This is a genomic window from Mongoliibacter ruber, assembly GCF_003003005.1.
Classification (GTDB): Bacteria; Bacteroidota; Bacteroidia; order Cytophagales; family Cyclobacteriaceae; genus Mongoliibacter; species Mongoliibacter ruber.
Map to the genome: position 1 here is coordinate 334,596 of NZ_PVTR01000001.1, position 19,578 is coordinate 354,173.

Annotated in this window: 18 protein-coding genes; 11 read left to right on the forward strand and 7 right to left on the reverse strand. The window is 37.1% G+C overall.

The annotated features are described in order from the left end of the window. Nucleotides 1–97: 97 nt before the first annotated feature. The 3 genes from CLW00_RS01620 to CLW00_RS01630 form a co-directional block, all read right to left on the reverse strand. Nucleotides 98–1,759 carry a cation:proton antiporter gene (locus CLW00_RS01620; protein WP_106131892.1) on the reverse strand — a complete coding sequence of 554 codons (1,662 nt, stop codon included), beginning with the start codon at nucleotides 1,757–1,759 and terminating at the stop codon, nucleotides 98–100. Continuing rightward, entirely contained in the window at nucleotides 1,756–2,571 is an 816-nt protein-coding gene (locus tag CLW00_RS01625; protein WP_106131893.1) for a universal stress protein, read from the reverse strand. Before CLW00_RS01625 ends, CLW00_RS01620 begins: the two co-directional genes overlap by 4 nt. Nucleotides 2,572–2,710: 139 nt before the next feature. Next, nucleotides 2,711–5,266, reverse strand: coding sequence for a phosphoenolpyruvate carboxylase (locus CLW00_RS01630; RefSeq protein WP_106131894.1), 2,556 nt, complete (start codon nucleotides 5,264–5,266; stop codon nucleotides 2,711–2,713). 236 nt (nucleotides 5,267–5,502) lie between these two features. Here CLW00_RS01630 and mbhE point away from each other — a divergent pair, with 236 nt between their 5' ends. The 9 genes from mbhE to CLW00_RS01675 all read left to right on the forward strand — a co-directional run bounded on the left by mbhE (nucleotide 5,503) and on the right by CLW00_RS01675 (nucleotide 12,732). Further along, nucleotides 5,503–7,806, forward strand: a complete 2,304-nt coding sequence (mbhE, locus tag CLW00_RS01635; protein WP_106131895.1) for a hydrogen gas-evolving membrane-bound hydrogenase subunit E — start codon at nucleotides 5,503–5,505, stop codon at nucleotides 7,804–7,806. A gap of 1 nt (nucleotide 7,807) precedes the next feature. Next, nucleotides 7,808–8,218, forward strand: coding sequence for a Na+/H+ antiporter subunit B (locus CLW00_RS01640; protein ID WP_106131896.1), 411 nt, complete (start codon nucleotides 7,808–7,810; stop codon nucleotides 8,216–8,218). Nucleotide 8,219: 1 nt separating this feature from the next. Next, complete coding sequence (locus CLW00_RS01645) at nucleotides 8,220–8,573, forward strand: Na+/H+ antiporter subunit C (protein WP_106131897.1); 354 nt, start codon at nucleotides 8,220–8,222, stop codon at nucleotides 8,571–8,573. After that, a complete protein-coding gene (locus CLW00_RS01650) occupies nucleotides 8,570–10,093 on the forward strand; it encodes a proton-conducting transporter transmembrane domain-containing protein (RefSeq protein ID WP_106131898.1) in 1,524 nt (507 codons plus the stop codon). Before CLW00_RS01645 ends, CLW00_RS01650 begins: the two co-directional genes overlap by 4 nt. Next, nucleotides 10,090–10,569 carry a Na+/H+ antiporter subunit E gene (locus tag CLW00_RS01655; RefSeq protein ID WP_106131899.1) on the forward strand — a complete coding sequence of 160 codons (480 nt, stop codon included), beginning with the start codon at nucleotides 10,090–10,092 and terminating at the stop codon, nucleotides 10,567–10,569. The genes CLW00_RS01650 and CLW00_RS01655 overlap by 4 nt, the downstream gene beginning before the upstream one ends. Beyond that, complete coding sequence (locus tag CLW00_RS01660) at nucleotides 10,566–10,844, forward strand: cation:proton antiporter (protein ID WP_106131900.1); 279 nt, start codon at nucleotides 10,566–10,568, stop codon at nucleotides 10,842–10,844. Before CLW00_RS01655 ends, CLW00_RS01660 begins: the two co-directional genes overlap by 4 nt. Then, on the forward strand, nucleotides 10,834–11,241 hold the full coding sequence (mnhG, locus tag CLW00_RS01665) for a monovalent cation/H(+) antiporter subunit G (protein WP_342747894.1): 408 nt from the start codon (nucleotides 10,834–10,836) through the stop codon (nucleotides 11,239–11,241). Before CLW00_RS01660 ends, mnhG begins: the two co-directional genes overlap by 11 nt. Next, nucleotides 11,228–12,382: a lactonase family protein gene (locus CLW00_RS01670; RefSeq protein ID WP_106131901.1), complete on the forward strand. Its 1,155-nt coding sequence runs from the start codon at nucleotides 11,228–11,230 to the stop codon at nucleotides 12,380–12,382. Before mnhG ends, CLW00_RS01670 begins: the two co-directional genes overlap by 14 nt. Nucleotides 12,383–12,540: 158 nt before the next feature. Beyond that, entirely contained in the window at nucleotides 12,541–12,732 is a 192-nt protein-coding gene (locus CLW00_RS01675; RefSeq protein WP_009032438.1) for a cold-shock protein, read from the forward strand. A 203-nt stretch (nucleotides 12,733–12,935) separates the two neighbouring features. On the opposite strand, the gene CLW00_RS01680 is transcribed toward CLW00_RS01675, so the two are convergent. Further along, complete coding sequence (locus CLW00_RS01680) at nucleotides 12,936–14,042, reverse strand: o-succinylbenzoate synthase (RefSeq protein WP_106131902.1); 1,107 nt, start codon at nucleotides 14,040–14,042, stop codon at nucleotides 12,936–12,938. A gap of 45 nt (nucleotides 14,043–14,087) precedes the next feature. Between CLW00_RS01680 and CLW00_RS01685 the strand changes: the two genes are divergently transcribed. Then, on the forward strand, nucleotides 14,088–15,317 hold the full coding sequence (locus tag CLW00_RS01685) for an S-adenosylmethionine:tRNA ribosyltransferase-isomerase (RefSeq protein WP_106131903.1): 1,230 nt from the start codon (nucleotides 14,088–14,090) through the stop codon (nucleotides 15,315–15,317). A gap of 3 nt (nucleotides 15,318–15,320) precedes the next feature. Here the strand turns inward: CLW00_RS01685 and CLW00_RS01690 are convergent, their stop codons facing one another. Beyond that, nucleotides 15,321–15,740, reverse strand: coding sequence for a LytR/AlgR family response regulator transcription factor (locus CLW00_RS01690; protein WP_106131904.1), 420 nt, complete (start codon nucleotides 15,738–15,740; stop codon nucleotides 15,321–15,323). A 161-nt stretch (nucleotides 15,741–15,901) separates the two neighbouring features. On the opposite strand from CLW00_RS01690, the gene CLW00_RS01695 reads away from it, so the two are divergent. Continuing rightward, nucleotides 15,902–17,446, forward strand: coding sequence for a hypothetical protein (locus tag CLW00_RS01695; RefSeq protein WP_106131905.1), 1,545 nt, complete (start codon nucleotides 15,902–15,904; stop codon nucleotides 17,444–17,446). On the opposite strand, the gene CLW00_RS01700 is transcribed toward CLW00_RS01695, so the two are convergent. Together CLW00_RS01700 and CLW00_RS01705 are read right to left on the reverse strand one after the other, a co-directional pair. Next, the gene (locus tag CLW00_RS01700; RefSeq protein ID WP_106131906.1) at nucleotides 17,443–18,759 is read right to left on the reverse strand and encodes a PAS domain-containing protein; all 1,317 of its coding nucleotides are present in this window, start codon (nucleotides 18,757–18,759) and stop codon (nucleotides 17,443–17,445) included. The two genes, CLW00_RS01695 and CLW00_RS01700, sit on opposite strands and share 4 nt — an antisense overlap. A 367-nt stretch (nucleotides 18,760–19,126) precedes the next feature. Beyond that, a complete protein-coding gene (locus CLW00_RS01705; RefSeq protein ID WP_106131907.1) occupies nucleotides 19,127–19,408 on the reverse strand; it encodes a hypothetical protein in 282 nt (93 codons plus the stop codon). Nucleotides 19,409–19,578 lie beyond the last annotated feature (170 nt).

Below are 19,578 nucleotides of genomic sequence, written 5' to 3' on the forward strand. Positions count from 1 at the left end.
TATTTGACTTCAAATTGAGCATGCCCTCAACTTTTGACCTTCGAGATTTAGCTCCTTTTTACCTAAACCAATATAGATGAACACAAGGATTTTTCAATCACCCCATTTCTGGTTTTAAATATTCATTGTAAAAATTAGCTGCCGCCAATTCATGAGGCATCAGCACATTTTTGGCACCAAGATCCACCAAATATTTCTTATCAAAAGAATTGATAGCGGTTAGGTACAATTTCCCTTTGAAATCAGACCTTTGAAGTTTGAGTAAAAGGTGCTTGGCAGACTCAGGCACCGGGACTGTATTGATGATACATTTCGCATTTTCATAAGGTATATGTGTCAATAACTCCGGATCTTCAATATCGGCATAGATCACCTCTTTACCTCTTTCTCTATATGATTTGACCACGTTGGGATCAAAATCAACACCAAAATAGGTGCATTTTTCTTTCTGATCCTCTATGCGTCTTGTAATTTCAGACCCGATTCTACCCAAACCAATGATCACAGTGTGAAATTCCTTTTGTTTTGATGCTTTCTGATTCTCATTTGCATTTAATTTTTTTCTTTCAAAAATAGAAAGTGCTGGAGCTATTACTTGATAGATTTGATGAGAGTACAAAATCAAGTAGGTAGAAAGTGCTATGGTAATCAAGCCAACCAAAGTGATGAGTCCTAGAATTTCCTCATTGATATGGCCCACGCTCAGACCTAGGCCGGCAAAAATCAATGAAAACTCGGAAATTTGTGCAACTGTAAGACCTGCAAGGAAACCTGTTCTCTTTTTATAGCCCATTATCCCCATGATGATCAGAACGATAATAGGATTACCAATCAATACAAAAAATGAGAATATAAATGCACTGGGAACTTGCTCACCAATCACAGAGAAATCTAGCTCTGAGCCTAGATTGACAAAGAAAAACAATAGTAGAAAATCCCTGAGGCTTGTCAATCTTCCTGACACCAAATCCTTGAAGGGTGATGAGGCCAAGGTTACACCAGCTAAAAATGCACCCACCTCGCCACTAAATCCAATCAATTCTCCAATTCCAGCCAAGGAGACAGCCCAAGCTATCGCAAATAGCGTTAATAGTTCAGCTGATTTGGCCAGAAAATGACTTACTCTTGGGATCAGATATCGCATCATCAAAAAAGTAAATGCCACGAATATCAAACTATACAACAAAGTTTTCCCTATCTCTTCAATTACAGAACCGTCTCCTTCCCTGCCGATTGTAGCCAGTACGATCATCACCAGTATTACTACCAAATCCTGTACAATCAAAAAACCAATTGCTATCTGACCATGAAGGGAGTCAATTTCTTTTTTATCTGAAAGAAGTTTGACAATAATTATGGTACTACTGAAAGTGAGAGCCACAGCAATGTAAAAACTCTCCAAGTTTCCAAAGCCAAGAGCGAGCCCAATCATGTATCCAAATAAGGAAGTGAACAAAACCTGACCAAGCCCGGTAAGTAAAGCAATTTTTCCAGTGGATTGAATCAACCTCAAGTCTAGCTTTAAACCAACAATAAACAAGAGAATGGCTATTCCTATTTCTGCCAGAAGGTGGATATTCTCTTTGGATTGGACGATGTCTAAAAAAGAAGGTCCTAATAAAATCCCCAAGAAAATAAACATTACAATCAAAGGCTGCTTCAAAAATTGCCCAATGCCACCCAAGATAGCAGCAAATAAAAAAATCAAGGCAAATTCAGTAAATGGATTTTTTGCAAGTTCCTGTAAATACTCAATCATGGAATTATAATTAAAGGAGCAAAATTATTATATACCAATTCATTTACCATAAACTTTCGGAAAACATGATCTGAGAAAGATCTTGAGCCTCTTTGCACCACTAAAAAGGTATGGTCAAGTTCTCCATAAAATTGTTTTAGCGAAGTCAATGCATTTTGTCCTTCAAATGTTTTAAAATCTGTTTTTACTTGAGACGAAAATGGCCCTTGAATTTGTTGAAGAAATGAATCGGTTTTAGCTTTATCTTCATCAGCAGCCACCACAGATACGAATTCAACAAAATTCAATGTTGGAGAGATCAAATTTAATAAATCAGAAAAGCTTTTGTTATTCAATCCTGATTTATGATGTATGCCTACCATAAGTTTCTCAGGATACAATTCTTTCAAATCAAGAGGCACTGCAATAATCGTGTGATTGAGATTGTCTATCAATTGGGTAGTAGTGCTTCCTATTAATAGCTGTGTAAGCATTCCGGCACCTTTCATCCCGACTACAATAATATCCTCTTGGCTTAGTGATTTGGAATTCAAGATAAATGCCACCAAACTTTCAGTGAAAATGTATGTAGGAGTATTGATGTCCAAGCCTACTTCTTCCAATAATTCATTCACTTGATTTTTAGCTTCTCTTTTTAACTCATACTCCATTTTAAGGCGTATATCAGCACTTGATAACGATGGAAAAACCAAATTTATCTTATGCAGAATCACCAAATCAACATCATATTGTGATTTCCAGGAAGCTGCCAACCTCAACTGTTCTTTAGCAAAGGGGGAAAAATCTATAGGAATTATAAGCTTTTTTTTCATCGTAATTTGTTTGAATCCTACTCTGAAACTAAAATAACTCAATTCTTTTTAAGAAGTGAAGTGGAGCATTAAAAAGAAATAAAAAAACAAAATAAGGAAAAAAAGGCACCTGAGTTCAGATGCCTTTGAGAAAATATAATTAAGCTGCATTTCTCGCAGCATTGATAATCGCAAACATCGTTCGCAGGATAAGCATTTGCAGGTTTCTATCTTCTTTGCCGGATTCCAACATGGATTGAATGGCATATTGCTGAATAGTGATTACAGGGAGAACAATTTTTTCCCTGATGGCTATGGACTCCTTTGAGGTAAGGTTGTCTTGTAGCAAAGTGTCCATTCCCGAAACGTCCAAAAGCATATCGATTGAACGCTGATACTCCTCAAACATCAATTTCCAAAACTCAGCATAGTCATCATTATCCTTCAAATATGCCGTAGCCTTGTAAAAAGACTTGGCCAAAGACTGCATGGAGTTACCCAGCAATGACCTAAAGAACAAAGAGTCTTTGTAAAGTTTCTTCGCTTCTTCAAAATCCCCCTCGTCTTTCAATTTTGACAAAGCAGCACCTACCCCAAAGAAACCTGGAATATTCTGTTTCATTTGAGCCCAAGATCCCACAAATGGAATTGCCCTTAGGTCTTCAAACTTCAAGCCTGAGTCTTTGCCTCTTTTCAACGGTCTAGAACCAATATTGACTTGACCAAAAAACTTCAATGGCGTGACATGCTCTAGATAAGGAACAAATTTAGGATGGTTTTTAAAGTCCTTATAAAACTGATAAGATGTCTCGGCCATTTTATCAATCAACTTGCGCTGTTCTTCACTAAGATTCTTATCAGATGAAGGATAAAGCTCATTTTCCAATCCTGCACAAAGTAATTGTTCAAGATTATAAGTACAGGAAACCTGTTTTCCATAATTAGCAGAAATGGTCTGTCCCTGAATAGTAACCTGAATTTCAGCGTTTTCTACCTTTTCACCTAAAGAAGCATAGAAGTTGTTCATATTGCCTCCTCCTCTTGCAGGAGGTCCACCCCTACCATCAAAGAATACCACGCTTACATCATATTCCCTTGATACTTTCGTCAGTTCTTCTTTGGCTCTCAAAATAGACCAATTGGCTCGGATGTATCCACCATCTTTGGTGCCGTCTGAGAAGCCCAACATGATGCTTTGCTTGGATTTTCTATTTTTGAGGTGCTTTCGGTAATGCTCGTTTTCGTACAATTGCCTCATGATATCCGGAGCAGCTGCCAAGTCATCAATAGTTTCAAACAAAGGCACTATATCCAATGGAAGGTTTTCAATTTCTTTACCAAATCTCAGTTTGGACAATTGAAATACTTCCAAAATATGCAGCACTGACTGACAGTTTGAAATGATATACCGATGTAGCCCTTCCTCGCCATTGCTTTGTTGGACAGTCTTGACAGCATCAAAACTCTTCATCATTTCTTGATGAAATTCATCTTTAAGCTCTGACTGATCAGGCAATCCTTCTATTTCCAAGAGATATTTGACCTTTTCTTCCTCAGACAAATCATGATATTTGTCTAGTTCAGGTTTTCCTGATTTTACCTCTATCAGCTCATCCCATAGGCCATCATGTTTACGGCTGTCTTGCCGGACATCCATATAGGCAAAGTGGAATCCGAAAATTTTAACCTTAAGAATAAACTCATCCAACTGATCCAAAAACAATCCGTCATGTAGGTCTATTAGTCCTTGCCTGGCTTCCATCAAGTCTGCAAGCAGTTCCTCTTTGCTATTGTAATAACCTTGGTTTTCAAAAAGAGAACTGAACAGACCATTCTCTACTTTGATCATCACAGGCTCAACATTTTTGAAAGTCAACCTTCTTCTGAGTTTTCTTACATCCCTGTAATAACATCTCAAAATCCACTTTTGAAGTCTTTCTGCAACTTTGACCGTGATGTCATGTGTGACAAATGGATTGCCATCTCTATCACCTCCTGGCCAAAACCCAACCTTCAACAATCCAGGATTATCCCATTCATGAAGAGGCACGTCCAAACTTCTTAAGAGTCTTATCAGGATATCCGGTATACTTTGATAAAAAACATTGACCAAAAACCAGATCAAACTCACAGCTTCATCGAGCGGGGATGGTTTTTCTTTATTGATAAAAGCGGTTTTACCAAGTTGCTGTAAAAGCAAGTCGATGTTACCGAGGTCATTATTTCTGATAGCTGTTTCCAAGTCAGTGATGATTCCCAGTACGCTTCCAGGATAAAATTGGGTAGGGTGCGCTGTGAGTGTCAGCCTGACAGAAAAGGTCTTAAGTTTCTCGATTAAGGCTTCCCTTTTCCCGTCATTGCCAGCCCTGGCTATCAATGCAGCTACACTTCCTTTTCCCTTTAGGTCATGGATTTTTTCAAAAGCTGCGTCCTCAATAGAATCAAAAAGCACAACTTGACGCTCTACGTATTGTACCATTCTGAAAAGGAGGTCATGTTTATCCTGATCAGAATTTTGTGCCATCATTTCATCAAAAAAGCCCTGAATAATTTCCTTAGGTGTTTTGTCCTTTTCAAAACCTTCGTGACACTTAGATGATAAAATAGGTAAAAGCGTACCTGTTCGGTGAATGTCACTAAATGGCAGATCTAAAAATAGACTGTTGTAGATAGTAAAGCGCTTGGCTACTTCTGTTTGGTATGTGTTTATTGACATAATAGGTTTAATGGTTAATCGACGTGAATTTAGCAAAAAATAAATAAAACACCGTTATTATATCATTTTGATCAATGAAAAGACTGATTTGTTACTTAAAAAACAACAAACAAACCATTTATTATGAAAAAATGTAACTAAAGCTGATAAAACTTATCAGGAACGAAATATTTTAGGTTAAGATAATATTTGTACTTTCGTGTCTTTCATTTATCCTTGAATTCAAAGCTAACTATATGATTTTTGCAGTTATTTCCGGACTTATATCAGCTGCGATTTTACCTATATTTTCCCGTTTCAAAAAAGATTTAGTCCCTAAGTTATATCCATTTATTCCTTTGGGTATTTTCATTTATCTGGCTTCATTTCTACAACATGTTGTAAGTGAAGGTGCACAGTTTTGGTCTTACTCTTGGATCCCAAGTTTTGGTATCAACTTGGACTTCAGGCTAGATGGACTTTCTTTACTGTTTGGCTTGATGATTACCGGAATTGGTGCTTTGGTTTTCTTTTACACTTCATATTATTTAAAAGAAGACAAATACCTGGATAGGTTTTATGGGTACCTGAGTATGTTTATGGCCGCTATGTTGGGCTTGGTATTGTCTGACAATTTGATCAGCCTTTTTATATTTTGGGAATTGACAAGCATTAGTTCCTTTTTCCTGATTGGTTATAAAAATGAGGATGATTCCTCGCAAAAGTCGGCCCTAACAGCATTGGGAGTAACTGGATTTGGTGGTTTGGTATTGCTTGCCGGTTTGATTTGGATCGGGCATGTAGGCGGTACTTTTTCTTACACAGAGCTACTTAATTCCTCCGAAATATTGCAAAATCATCAATCTTACATTTGGATTGTAATACTGGTATTTGTCGGGGCTTTCACCAAGTCAGCACAATTCCCTTTTCACTTTTGGCTTCCTGGAGCCATGAAAGCACCTACCCCGGTGAGTACTTACCTGCATTCAGCTACTATGGTAAAAGCTGGGATCTACCTTTTGGCCAGGTTTACACCTTTATTGGGCGGAACAGACATCTGGAATTGGACTTTGATCATTGTTGGTGGTTTTACGATGTTATATGCCGCCATTCATTCACTTTTCAGGACAGACCTTAAAAGCATTCTTGCTTATTCCACGATCTCTGCACTGGGCATTCTGGTGTTTCTATTAGGAATTGGCACAGAAGACGCTTTGTTGGGTGCGGGTATTTTTATCCTAACCCATGCATTATATAAGGCTACACTATTCCTCATCACAGGTATCATTGACCATGAAACAGGCACAAGAGAGGTGACTTCTTTGGCTGGCTTGCAAAAAATCATGAAGCCAGTAGCTCTAGCAGGGTATTTAGCCGCTCTATCAAGTGCAGGTGTACCTTTTTTACTAGGCTTTATCAGCAAAGAAGTCATGTATGAAGCCAGTTTCCATTTTGGATCATGGGCTATATTGTTAACAGCTGCTTTGGTGATTACGAAGATAATACTGTTTGTAGCGGGATTTTGGGTGGGTATCAAACCATTTACAGGTTCGTTGCCTGAAGAACACAAGAGCGCCAAAATGCCAAGCCCACTCTTGTGGGTTCCTCCTGTTTTATTAGCATCTCTATCCCTGATTTTCGGAGCTTTACCCTGGCTCTTGGACGGACTCATGCAGTCAGTTTTCACAAGCATGCTGCCTGAGGCACCTGAAATCCACCTTGCTGTATGGCATGGTTTCAACTGGATCTTAGGTTTGAGTTTGATTACTTTAGCAGTAGGGTTAGTTCTTTATTACACCTTAAAACCATCAAAGAAATTAATTGAAAATGTCAAGACATTTGACAGAATAGCTCCTATCCAATTAATGGAAAACATCGCTATGTCATTCCAAGGTTTTGCCGAAAAATGGACAGGCTTTTTTCAAAATGGCTTTTTGCGAAATTATGTGATTACGATCTTATTGTTTTTGACCGTTTTGGCAGGATATCGACTCTATGATGGTGTAGATATCCATTTGGATTGGAATCAGATATCCCAGATCACCCCGTCTGAGTTTTTGGTGGTGATATTGATGGTGACTTCTATAATCTTCGCATTGGTGACCAAAACAAGAACCGGGGTCATTGTAGCATTGGGAATCATAGGCTTGGCAAACTGTCTGTTTTTCCTTTACTATTCGGCTCCGGATTTGGCCATGACACAGTTTTCAATAGACATTTTGTTGGTTTTATTGTTCATGTTAGTCTTGTTTCAACTTCCCAAGAACAGATCTTTTTCTACTAGGAAGATCAGGTACAGAGACGGTTTGCTTTCACTTATGTTTGGCTCCTTGATAGCCATTCTTGCATTGGAGGTATTTGAAGCTCCTTCTTATTCGGAAGTCTCTGATTACTATGCCGAAAATGCCTACATTTTAGCAAAAGGGAAAAACGTAGTCAATGTAATTTTGGTAGATTTCAGAGGCATAGACACCATGGTCGAAACTGTAGTATTGGTCATAGCCGCCATTGGAGTGTTCAGTTTGCTCAACCTTAACCTCAACCCGAAAAGTAAAGATTGATATGAAATCATTAATATTTCAAACCGCATCGAGGTACTTACTTCCTTTATTGTTGTTGTTTTCAGTATTTATCCTTCTTAGAGGACATTACCTTCCAGGAGGAGGATTTGTAGGAGGCTTGATGGCTGCGATCGCTTTTATCCTTTATTCCTTTGCTTTTGGGTTAAAGGAAACCAGGTCAATTGTAAAATTGAACCCAAGATACCTCATGCCTATCGGACTTGCTATTTGCATCTTGTCCGCCATCAGTCCTTGGCTTGTTGGTTTGCCGGTAATGACGGGGCTTTGGTACGATGAGCCGCTGCAACTGATCGGAATGGTTGGTTCTGCGCTTTTTTTTGACATAGGTGTGTATTTGGTGGTGATTGGCTCTACGCTTACCATCATGTTTTCAATTATAGAGACAATTTGAAATGGAGTTATTGTTAATATTTATCATAGGTCTTTTACATGCAGCTGGTATCTACATGTTGCTCAGAAGAAGTATGTTCAAAATGATCATAGGCCTGATTCTTCTGGGAAATGGAGTCAATTTACTGATATTTCTTCTTGGAAGGTTGGTCAAGGGTAAGCCACCTGTCATTGATGAAGCTTCAAAGGTCTTCACTGAAATTTATGCAGACCCTGTGCCACAAGCACTTATTCTTACCGCGATTGTAATAGGTTTCGGACTTCAGTCTTTTGCCATCATATTGATCAAAAGGGTGTATAAAGTTCTCGAAACAGATGATTTGGATGAGTTGAATTCAACTGACGAAGAAATATGAACAGCACTTGGATAGTATTACCCATAATTTTCCAAATGGCATCAGCGGTTTTGTTGTTGTTTTTCTGGAGCTATATCAAAGCGCAAAAATTCCTTAGTGTGATCCTGTCTTTAGTTGGATTGGGAATTTCTATTTGGCTATTTTCAGCTGTATATGATGGAGGCATGCTGGTTACCCAATCGGGAAATTGGTCAGCTCCATTCGGCATTTCCTTTGTAGCTGATACTTTTGCAGTTACTATGGTACTTCTGGCTGCAATTGCAGGCTTCGCCGTATCCGTATTTGCCACAGTCAGTATGAACAAGGCCAGGTTGCAGTTTGGCTTTTTTCCAATGCTTCATTTCCTGATTATGGGGCTTCAAGGAGCCTTTCTTACTGGAGATATTTTCAACCTTTATGTATGGTTTGAGGTCATCATTATTTCCTCCTTTGTCTTGATTACAATAGGTGGTAAAAAAGCACAACTCGAGGGAGCAATCAAATATGTAGCCCTAAACCTACTAGCTTCCATCTTTTTCCTGATTGGAATTGCCTTTTTATATGGATTGACAGGATCTCTAAATATGGCAGATCTGGCGCTCAAAGTACAGGAAATTGAAAATAAAGGTCTGATCAATGTCACAGCAAGCTTATTCCTGGTTGCATTCGGTATCAAATCAGCTGTTTTTCCACTTTACTTTTGGCTTCCAGCATCCTATCATACCCCTCCCCCAGCGGTAGCAGCTATTTTTGGAGGTTTGTTGACCAAAGTAGGTGTGTATGCTATGGTAAGAACTTTTACTTTGATATTTGTGGGAGATGATTTCCTGAGTTTGGTCCTTTCTGTCATGGCCGCTTTGACCATCTTATCCGGTGCACTTGGTGCTATGGTACACCAACACTTAGGTAAGATATTCGGATACCTGATCATTTGTCATATTGGCTTTATGATGGCTGGTATAGGTATGATGACAGAATTGGCCATAGTGGGGACAGTCTTTTATTTGGTGCACGATATTATTGTCAAAACAAATCTCTTCATGGTTTCTGGAATTATCCTAAAAATCAACGGTACTCAAAATATCAAAGAGCTTGGTGGAATGTATAAAAACTACCCTTTACTTTCACTTCTTTTGGCCATACCCTTATTTTCTTTGGTGGGAATTCCTCCATTGTCAGGCTTCTGGGCTAAATTATTTTTTATCCAAGGTGGTCTAGAAAGTGGTGAATACATTTTAATTACCTTTATCGTACTAGGTTCCTTTCTGACTTTGTGGGTGATAGCTAAGGTATGGGTTGAAGTGTTTTGGAAAAAAGGAGTAAATCTTCCCAAAAAAGCAATTGGCAGGTATTTCCATGAGTTACGCCAAAGGGAGAAGTGGGTTTTGCTACTCCCTATTGTTTTCCTAAGTATTATTTCTTTGTACATTGGATTAGGAGCTGAAAATATCATTTCCTTATCGCAACGCATTGCTTCTGAATTGATGAATCCGGCAGCTTACATTGAGAATGTAATGAGCCAAAACCAAATTGAGCTATGACAAAATCACTTTTATTGAGCAATATTTTATTGGCTTTGGTTTGGGTCTTTGCTACAGGAACACTTACCCAAGAAAATTTCCTGTTTGGCTTTATCATCAGTTTTGGAATACTTTGGCTCATTACAATCAATAGGGTTGAAAACAAGTATTTCACTATTGTGCCAAAAACGATCTGGTTTTTTATCGTGATCTTGGGGAAAATTGTGCAGGCTAACCTTCAGACAGTCAAAGAGTCTTTGTATTCAAAATCAAAGCTCAACCCAGCCATTATAAAAGTCCCTTTAGAAGCTGAAAGTGATCTTGAAATTACATTTTTGGCTAACCTTATTTGCCTGACGCCAGGAACAATGGTATTGGATGTTTCCACTGATAAAAAGGCCATGTTTGTCCATACACTCCATTGTGAAGACAAGGAAGAATTTATACAGGAGATCAAAATCAAATTAGAACACCGCTTATTGGAATTGATGAGATGAGTTTACAGGAATATTACAATTATGTGATTTTGCCCATACTGGGAATTTCAGTGATTTTGGTTTTTATCAGATTTCTGAAAGGTCCTAGTATACCTGATAGGGTGATTGCCCTGGATATGTTGATATTGATTGCGATTGGTATCATTGCTATATATAGCATGCAAAATGACCAAAGTACCTTTTTGGATATAGCCATGCTATTTGCATTAATTGCCTTTTTAGGCACTGTGGCTTTTGCCTATTTTCTAATTCAAAGAAGTAAAAATGATGAGTGAAATATTGATCATGATCATGATGACCTTAGGGTCACTTTTTATCCTTTCCACTGCTGTAGCTGTGCTCACAAAGCCTGATGTCTATATGCGTATCAACATTACGACCAAAACAGCAACACTGGGATTGGGTCTTATCTTGTTGTCGGCAGCCATCTATTTCCAAGATTATTCAGTGACTACCAGAGTGGTGTCCATCATTTTATTTATATTTTTGACCGCTCCTATTGGTGGTCATATGCTGATGAGATCGGCTTACTTCACCAAAACCGAAAAGTGGAAAGGAATGAAAATCGATGACCTCGATGGTCAGTATGATCCAATCACCAAAGAATTGTACAGCGAAGACAGAAAAGAAGGGATTTCACCAAAGACTTCAGAAGAAAATGAAAATCAATAATCAGATATTTTTCAAAACTTTAAGTCTGACACTGCTCGCAATGAGTATATGGTCATGCGATTACCAATCCGAAGAAGAAATGATTGAACCCAAATATACCTTTTTGATAGGTGCCTACACAGATGATGATAAACAGGGTATTGGAGTCCTGGAGTTTAACCCTGAAACCGGACTTTTAAATGCCAATGTGATAGCTTCTGAAGTGATAAACCCTTCATTTGTCATCAGCAACAAAGCACAAAGCCTTGTTTTTGCTGTTGAAGAAACATCAGGTGAAAGTGGCGGTAAAGTCAAAGTTTTTGATTTTGATAGGGATCAATTGAAGCTAGAACTCAAGGAAGAAAAGCCTTCATTTGGGGATCATCCATGTTACATAAGCTTAAGTCCAGAGGAGAACTTTTTGGTGGTCGGGAATTATTCCGGGGGTAATTTTTCGGCATATCAGATTGAAAACGGCAATTTGACTCACGTTCAGACTCTGCAACATGAAGGCCAAAGCATCAATTCAGCAAGGCAAGAAAAAGCTCATGTACACAGTACAGTTTTTCATCCTAACGGCAATAATCTCTTGGTTGGTGATTTGGGCACAGATAAAATACATCTCTATGATTATAATCCAGGTTACGCGGTACCATTTCAGGGCGCTTCCTTCCCTTATATCGAAGTAAATGCTGGAGCGGGACCAAGACACTTGGTTATCCATCCCAATGGAAAAGTGGTTTATCTCATTCATGAACTATCGGCAGAAGTGGGTGTTTACAGCTTTGATGAGGGAAAAATGAGTCCTATACAGGCAGTAAGTTTGACCGATAGGGAGTTTATTGGAGATGTAGGAGCCGCTGAATTAAGGTTTTCTCCAGATTCAAAGTTTCTTTATGCGTCCAATAGAGGCGATGCCAACGAGATCACAGCTTTTGAAATTGATAAAGAAGGAAAGCTGGAATTCGTAGAAAGAACCAAAAGTGGTGGAGTAATGCCTAGGAATTTTATCATCACAAAAGATGGCAAGTATTTGTTAGTCGCACATCAGGAATCATCTGATATAGTGGTGTTTGAAAGAAATCTAAAAAACGGAAAACTTAGACTTACCGATTTAAAAGTGACTTTCAACAAACCTGTCTACTTATTTGAATTGGAATAATTCAGAATTTTTCCCTGATATATATGGCTTACCTAGTGGTCTCATGAAATTATTTTTGGCCAATCCGCTAAAATACTTTTGAATTATTTTTACTGATTAGTTTTATATGTGAAAACTATCCGTACCTTTGAACTATTATTAATTCAATATCAATTATCATGAACACAGGAAAAGTTAAATTTTTTAATGAATCTAAAGGATTCGGTTTTATCGTAGACAACGAATCATCAAAAGAGTATTTCGTTCACATCACAGGCTTGATCGACGAAATCAGAGAAGATGACGAAGTTACTTTCGACCTTAAAGAAGGAAGAAAAGGCCTAAACGCTGTGAATGTTAAAGTAGTCTAAGCTATATACAACATTGACATCAATTGAAGAAGTCCCGAATATTTCGGGACTTTTTTTATGCCTTTACTTTTCAATTATTGTCCAATTAACCAGATGTTATTTTTCTGACTACAATCTTCTTTATCTATTTCATTAAATAAAAATACAATGGTTTTAAAATTGATATTCTACAGTCAAAGTATAGATTGCAAAAAATGTCAATTTTAAGAGGTTTTACCCAAGTCGCCCCATTCTTCCTTATCTGGATCATAAAACAAAGCACCTGATTCAATTACCAAAGGAGAAGCTACATTGTTATGGTACAATTGGCCAGTGCCGAGACCTTGAGGAAGCACTGTCTGAAATGTAGAAGTGAACTGTGCTATTGCGTTGAGACCGATATTGCTTTCCAATGCTGAAGTCATCCACCAATCTATCTCCATAGAAGAAGCAATATCAATCCATTCCTTGCTTGAGGCTATCCCACCCAGCAAAGTAGGTTTGAGAATAATGTATTGAGGTTTGATTTTTTCCAAGAGAGCTATTTTTTCATTCCGCCCATAGATCCCAATCAACTCTTCATCCAAGGCAATTGGTAAAGAAGTTTGCGCACACAATTCTGACATTGCTGCTAACTGCCCCTGTTTAATCGGTTGTTCTATACTATGCAAATCGTACGACGCAAGCTTTTGCATTTTCTGAAGTGCTTCTGAAGCTGTGAATGCACCATTTGCATCCACCCTCAAGGTGATGGTTTTTGCATCATACCTTTTTCTTATATAGCCCAAAAGGAAACATTCCTGATCAAAATCGATGGCACCGATTTTCATTTTGATACAATCAAAGCCTGATTCCAGTTTCTCATCAATCTGCCTGAGCATAAAATCCTTATCTCCCATCCAAATCAAGCCATTGATTGAGATTGGTTCTCGGGAATTATAAAATTCCGTGTTGAATATTTTCTTTTCGCCACCGTTTTTTAAATCCAGTAAGGCTGTTTCAAAAGCAAACCGCACACTTGGCAGTTCATAAGGAATGTGTTGGCTCACCCATTGATAAATCTCTTTTTCGTTATTGGGGATATTTTTGCCAGATAAATCAATACAGAGCTTGGAAAATAAATCTTCAAAGTCCGGAATATCATCTGGACTTAGATTCGGTAAAGGGGCTGCTTCACCCCACCCTACCAAGTCAGGAAGATCACTACAATAAGCTTTTAAGAAAAATGTTCTTTTTTCTGTCAAAGTACCTCTTGAAGTTCCAGCTTCAAATCTGAATTTGAGCAAATGAGGATAATAGGAGAAGCTAATTTTATTTAAATCTTGTGGCATTAGGACTATATTTGCAGGCTCAATCAAAAACAGAACAAGCTACCGATGACTTTGTTGAAATCAATTCAAAATATAAGGTTAACAGATTACGAATATACATTGCCTGATGAAAAAATAGCCAAATTTCCCCTTGAAAAAAGAGATGAATCTAAGCTACTGCATTATGACGGTTCAAAAGGTATCAGCCATCATGCTTTTAGAGAATTGCCACAACTAATTCCTGAAGGAAGCATGATGGTATTCAACAATACCAAGGTTATTCCAGCTAGGATGATTTTTCAGAGAGAGACAGGTGCTCGCATAGAAATTTTTCTATTGAAGCCTATACTTCCCAGCACAGTAATCAATGAGGTCATGATCAATACGCAAATGGTCACCTGGGAATGTATGATCGGAAACCTGAAAAAATGGAAAACCGGAGAAACTTTAAAAGGTGCTATTGAAATCCAAGGTCAATTGATTGAGCTAAAAGCAACTCTCACTGATAGAGAAAATCGCCTGGTGCAATTTGATTGGTCAGGCAATTTGGTGCCTTTTGTGTCGCTGGTAGAGGCTTCGGGGGAGGTACCCCTTCCGCCCTATCTCAACAGAAAAGCTACTCCAGAAGATAAGCCAAGATACCAGACTGTCTATTCCAAAAAAGAAGGTGCTGTAGCTGCTCCCACTGCCGGTCTCCATTTTACAGAGAATGTATTTGACCAGCTCAGGGATAAAGGCATAAAAGAGGAATACCTTACGCTACATGTAAGTGCTGGCACGTTTCAACCTATCAAATCTGAGGTGATTTCAGAGCATAACATGCACAGTGAACAAGTAGTGGTATCTTTTGAGAGCATTACAAATATTGCAGCCCACGATGCAAAAATAGTAGCAGTAGGGACTACATCTATGCGAACGTTGGAAAGTCTTTATTGGTACGGCGTGAAGTTACTGCATAACCAGAAAAGTGAATTTTTAATTGAAAAACTCTTTCCCTACGGTTCTTTCGAATCCCTCCCAAATAGGACAGAAAGTTTTAGTGCAATTAGTGAATACATGCAAAAAAATGATCTAAGAGAGATCACCGGATCAACTGAGATTTTTATCATGCCCGGATATAACTTTAAGGTATGTGATGGCTTGGTGACTAATTTCCACCAACCATCATCTACACTAGTTTTACTTATAGCAGCATTCACAAACGGGAAGTGGCGTGATATATATGATACTGCTTTATCCCAAGATTATAGATTCCTAAGCTACGGAGACAGCAACTTATACTGGAAGGAAGGCTGATTGTTATTCCCCCCCTCCAGAACCAAGTTTATTGATTCCGTTTAATAAGTTTTGATAATAAGTTCTTCCAACAGGAACAACATCTTTACCCACCGTCAATTCTTTGGGATTGATGGTGGTAATTTCTTCAACTCTTACAATGTAACTTTTATGAATTCTAATAAATTCTTCTGAAGGTAAGATGGACTCAAACTCTTTAAGAATGTTTCTCAAAGAATAAACACTGGTTCTAGTGACAAGCGTAGTGTAATTACCATCACCTTTCATCCACATGATGTCGCAGAACTTAACTTTGACCAAATTTCCTTTGTTTCTAACAAATATTGCGTCTTTTACTAATAAGCTGTTTTCATTCTTTAGAGCCCCATTACCGTTACTGTTTCCATTGGACTTTGATGAATATTCTTTCAAAACCTGATTCATGACTCTATTTCGTTTATTTACAGTGGTAACTTTTTGTTTTCCTAAATGTTTGTTGTAATCTGAAATCTTCCTTAGTTCAATTCAAATGCAGGATTTAAAAAATCAATTGTGAGTATGCGCTTAATGGATTAGATTTGATAAAATTAAATATCTCACCCTCCATGAAAATTAAAAACCAATATGTAATTCTGTTTTTCTTTTTGCTTGGCTGTGAGAAAAAAGAAGAACCATCTTTAAATGAAGGTCAAGTAAGGTTGAGTGCCATAGAACTGCAGGTATACAACCAGGGTAACCCTAATGCAAAATTGAGTTCTGGCTCAACTTGGACCCATGTATTTGATTCAGAGGCGAAAATCATCTTTACAAGCCAACAGACAGGTGAAAAGTATGAGCTTATTTATAACCCAAATAATTTTGGAAACAGTTCCTTGAGTCTACCTTACGCAGATTACACCTATAGCACAGTAGTGACAGGGAGTAATTATGAGGATTATTTACCCTACACAGCTGAAGGTGAATTCAGGCTAAATAGTCCATCAATACAGATTAAATTGGAAGCTGAAACGGAATATGGTTTGGTAACTGTGGAAAACAAAAATCTTGAAACTCCACCAGTGTTGGTAGATGCGGGAAACATTGAAATGCCACTTTTAGGCAATCACTATTATAAATATGCGATTTCAGGCAAGGAACCTGTTCTGGAAATAGTTGAAAGCATCTTTCAAAATACCATCAGAAGGACCATTACTGTAGAAGCATACAAACATTACAACTACAGGGTTGTCATTTCTAGCGGTTCGGGAGAAGTCATTAATCTACAAATGAGAGATTTCGAATTAATCGAAGAAGATCTGTTGGTAAATATTGAAACAGTACCTACATCACAATTGCCTCAGTTTGTCACCAACCTCGTCTCCGAGTTAAGAGAAAGTTCTGGATTGGCCTATTTCAACAACCAGCTTTGGACAATCAATGATAGTGGGAATGAAAACATTATCTATCAAGTAGACGAGACCAATGGCACTACTTTAAAAAGGGTGAGGGTCAGCAATGCCCCCAATGTAGATTGGGAAAGTTTGGCTCAAAATGATCAATACTTGTATATTGGAGACTTCGGTAACAATTCAGGAAATAGAAAAGACCTGACAGTTTATAGAGTAGAAAAATCCAAAATCATAAGTCAAACTGATGTTGAAGCTGATAAAATCACTTTCAATTATCCTGATCAGGTTGACTTTACACCAGCATTGAACAATAACAACTTTGATTGCGAAGCATTTTTTTTTGCAAATGGAAAACTCCATCTATTCAGCAAAAATTGGCTTGATAACAAAACCAAATACTATACGCTACCTAGTTCGCCTGGGGATTATGAAGCCGAATTCATTACTGAATTTGACAGTCAAGGTCTAATCACAGGAGCAGATATAAATCCTACAACTGGAGACATTGTAATGATTGGGTACACCAATCAGGGTTTTTCAACACAATGTTTTATTTGGCTTTTTTCAGGATACTCCTCATTTGATATATTCGAAGGCAAAAAAAACAGGATAGTTCTTGGGAGTCCAGCTGTCTTGGGACAAACAGAGGCAATTTTTTTAAAAGCTGATAATACCGGTTGGTTGTCTTCAGAAGAGATCTCAGCAGGAGGTTTTACAGTACCACCTAAACTTTTTTCTTTTGATTACAGCTCTTTTTTTTAATCCAGGTCAGAAACTTTTTTTGAATTTTGGCGGATAATTTTGTCTAAGTCTTGTGCTAAAGGCTTTAAATATGAGATATACTTCTTGTTTTCTTTATCAAGCTGAGTATCATCAACCAGTTCTAACAATCCTAGAATTGATGATAACGGAGAACGTAAAACTGTATTTTGATTATGTAAAATATCCCTCATTACCTTATTCTGTCCCTTTATTTTATTCAAAAAAGCTGTTTCATCATTGATATCTTTGCTGGCATATCCAAAGCCTACAATATTATCATGGTTGTCTATCAAAGGAAAAAACTTATGGGAGAATAAAACCTTGTCTTTTTTGCCTTTTTTAGAAATAGCAAGTTCAAAAGACTTGAATTTTCCGCTCAATATAGATTCAACCTCTTTGAGGAAAACATCATCAAGACCTTCAAATAGGTAATTGATAAATTTATCTCCATCCTGCAAATTTTTATTGAAATATTGCTTTACTAATTTTTCAGCCGCTGAATTATATCCAACTAATCTTAGGTCTTTACCTACTAAAAAAATATTTTCTTCTGCATTTTCCAAGACCGATTGTAAGGTAAATTGAAGCTGTTGGATCTCGTCAGACAAATTTTGAATCTGAGAAATATCCTTGAAAATGACATCTAATCCTGATTTTCTGGGTAGAATATACATCTTGTACCACCTGCCATTGAGGCTGTTGAAATCCTCAAAAACACGCATGGTTTTGCTTTCTTTTGCTTTCTTAAATTCTAAAGCATACCTGTAAATGTCTTTTTCAGGATAAATCTGCCAAATGGTATTGCCTATCAGATTTTCCTTTTTCAATTCAAAAAACTTTTCAGCGAGCTCATTGGCATTTTTAATCTGCCAATTATGGTTCAATTCAAAATAAATATCAGTGGCAGGATTTACCTCTTTTGGAAAAGTATAATCAGTCTGGGATGTACTTACCACCACTTGCTTTGGATAACCTACACCCAAAATACCTGAAAAGTCTCCTTCTGAATTCACAAGAGCTGTAAACTCCCATTTAGCAGGTTGTCCATTATGGTTCAATTCTACTGTTGCTCCTTGGTTAGGCTTTCCTGTCACATCAATCAAAAAAGAGTGAAGGTCAAATTCTTGGTTTTCTTTTATGCATTCAGAAAAATTCACCTCGCAAGTTGACAGACATTTTGAACCGATTAATTTTTGAAACTTATCATTAGCAAACCAAATCTGTCCTTCGATATCAATTACACATACATAAATCAAATCAGATTGCTTAAAATATGGGGGAATCATTGACTCAATTTCTGTAACCTTCAACATATCATCATTATTAATGTGGACTCAAACTTAAGGCATAAAATGCTTTAAAGAAGTTATAAAGTTAAGGATAGGAATATTTAAAATAAAGTATTGATCAACTAATAATTATAAAATTTTATTCTTTTTATAAATAATAAGTAAGATAAAATTTTGCCTATATATTTTTAAACTTCAAACTAAAATAAATGGATTTCATAAATAAATCAACTAATAAATCAATTGAATTTTTTATTGGGTTTTGGTTTAAAATAAGACAACAAGTACCTGTTTGTCCCAAATTTTTCAGAAATACCAGATGATCTTAAAAAATTAGAAGTCAGAGCTCAAGGGTTTCTAAATTAAAAATTATGAACTTTAAAGTGAAAAATTACTTGACTAAAGTTTGGTCAGAATTAAAGCTTGATTCATCAAAAACTTTTTCAAAATCAGTATAATCGATTTCTTTTATCATCATAATTAGAATATGTGCCAATTCCTGCTTGCATAAGTTGACAGAAAAATTAAACTTATCGTAACTCAGCAATGAAATTCTTTTTTCATCAAAAATTCTCTGAAGAGCTTCTTTTTTTCGTGCTTTGATAACTAACTTATCAGGATCTTCTTCTTGGATGCCAATTGAAAAGACTCCATATATTGATGATACTAGCATAATATTAGCGTAATTCTGATTAAATCATTTAAAAATAAATTCGAATAAGTCAAAATTGACTAGTCAAAAGTATCACTATTGAATTTTAAAAAAAATACCCTGTACAGGGTATTTTTTAATTTTAAATTCCTGAATATTTCAAGGAATGAAGGCATTTCTGATGATGATGT

What these genes read in the sequence shown, in the direction of transcription:
- CLW00_RS01620 (WP_106131892.1), bottom strand. Translation starts at nt 1,759, where the DNA reads ATGATTGAGTATTTACAGGAACTTGCAAAAAATCCATTTACTGAATTT.
- CLW00_RS01625 (WP_106131893.1), bottom strand. Translation starts at nt 2,571, where the DNA reads ATGAAAAAAAAGCTTATAATTCCTATAGATTTTTCCCCCTTTGCTAAA.
- CLW00_RS01630 (WP_106131894.1), bottom strand. Translation starts at nt 5,266, where the DNA reads ATGTCAATAAACACATACCAAACAGAAGTAGCCAAGCGCTTTACTATC.
- mbhE (WP_106131895.1), top strand. Translation starts at nt 5,503, where the DNA reads ATGATTTTTGCAGTTATTTCCGGACTTATATCAGCTGCGATTTTACCT.
- CLW00_RS01640 (WP_106131896.1), top strand. Translation starts at nt 7,808, where the DNA reads ATGAAATCATTAATATTTCAAACCGCATCGAGGTACTTACTTCCTTTA.
- CLW00_RS01645 (WP_106131897.1), top strand. Translation starts at nt 8,220, where the DNA reads ATGGAGTTATTGTTAATATTTATCATAGGTCTTTTACATGCAGCTGGT.
- CLW00_RS01650 (WP_106131898.1), top strand. Translation starts at nt 8,570, where the DNA reads ATGAACAGCACTTGGATAGTATTACCCATAATTTTCCAAATGGCATCA.
- CLW00_RS01655 (WP_106131899.1), top strand. Translation starts at nt 10,090, where the DNA reads ATGACAAAATCACTTTTATTGAGCAATATTTTATTGGCTTTGGTTTGG.
- CLW00_RS01660 (WP_106131900.1), top strand. Translation starts at nt 10,566, where the DNA reads ATGAGTTTACAGGAATATTACAATTATGTGATTTTGCCCATACTGGGA.
- mnhG (WP_342747894.1), top strand. Translation starts at nt 10,834, where the DNA reads ATGATGAGTGAAATATTGATCATGATCATGATGACCTTAGGGTCACTT.
- CLW00_RS01670 (WP_106131901.1), top strand. Translation starts at nt 11,228, where the DNA reads ATGAAAATCAATAATCAGATATTTTTCAAAACTTTAAGTCTGACACTG.
- CLW00_RS01675 (WP_009032438.1), top strand. Translation starts at nt 12,541, where the DNA reads ATGAACACAGGAAAAGTTAAATTTTTTAATGAATCTAAAGGATTCGGT.
- CLW00_RS01680 (WP_106131902.1), bottom strand. Translation starts at nt 14,042, where the DNA reads ATGCCACAAGATTTAAATAAAATTAGCTTCTCCTATTATCCTCATTTG.
- CLW00_RS01685 (WP_106131903.1), top strand. Translation starts at nt 14,088, where the DNA reads ATGACTTTGTTGAAATCAATTCAAAATATAAGGTTAACAGATTACGAA.
- CLW00_RS01690 (WP_106131904.1), bottom strand. Translation starts at nt 15,740, where the DNA reads ATGAATCAGGTTTTGAAAGAATATTCATCAAAGTCCAATGGAAACAGT.
- CLW00_RS01695 (WP_106131905.1), top strand. Translation starts at nt 15,902, where the DNA reads ATGAAAATTAAAAACCAATATGTAATTCTGTTTTTCTTTTTGCTTGGC.
- CLW00_RS01700 (WP_106131906.1), bottom strand. Translation starts at nt 18,759, where the DNA reads ATGTTGAAGGTTACAGAAATTGAGTCAATGATTCCCCCATATTTTAAG.
- CLW00_RS01705 (WP_106131907.1), bottom strand. Translation starts at nt 19,408, where the DNA reads ATGCTAGTATCATCAATATATGGAGTCTTTTCAATTGGCATCCAAGAA.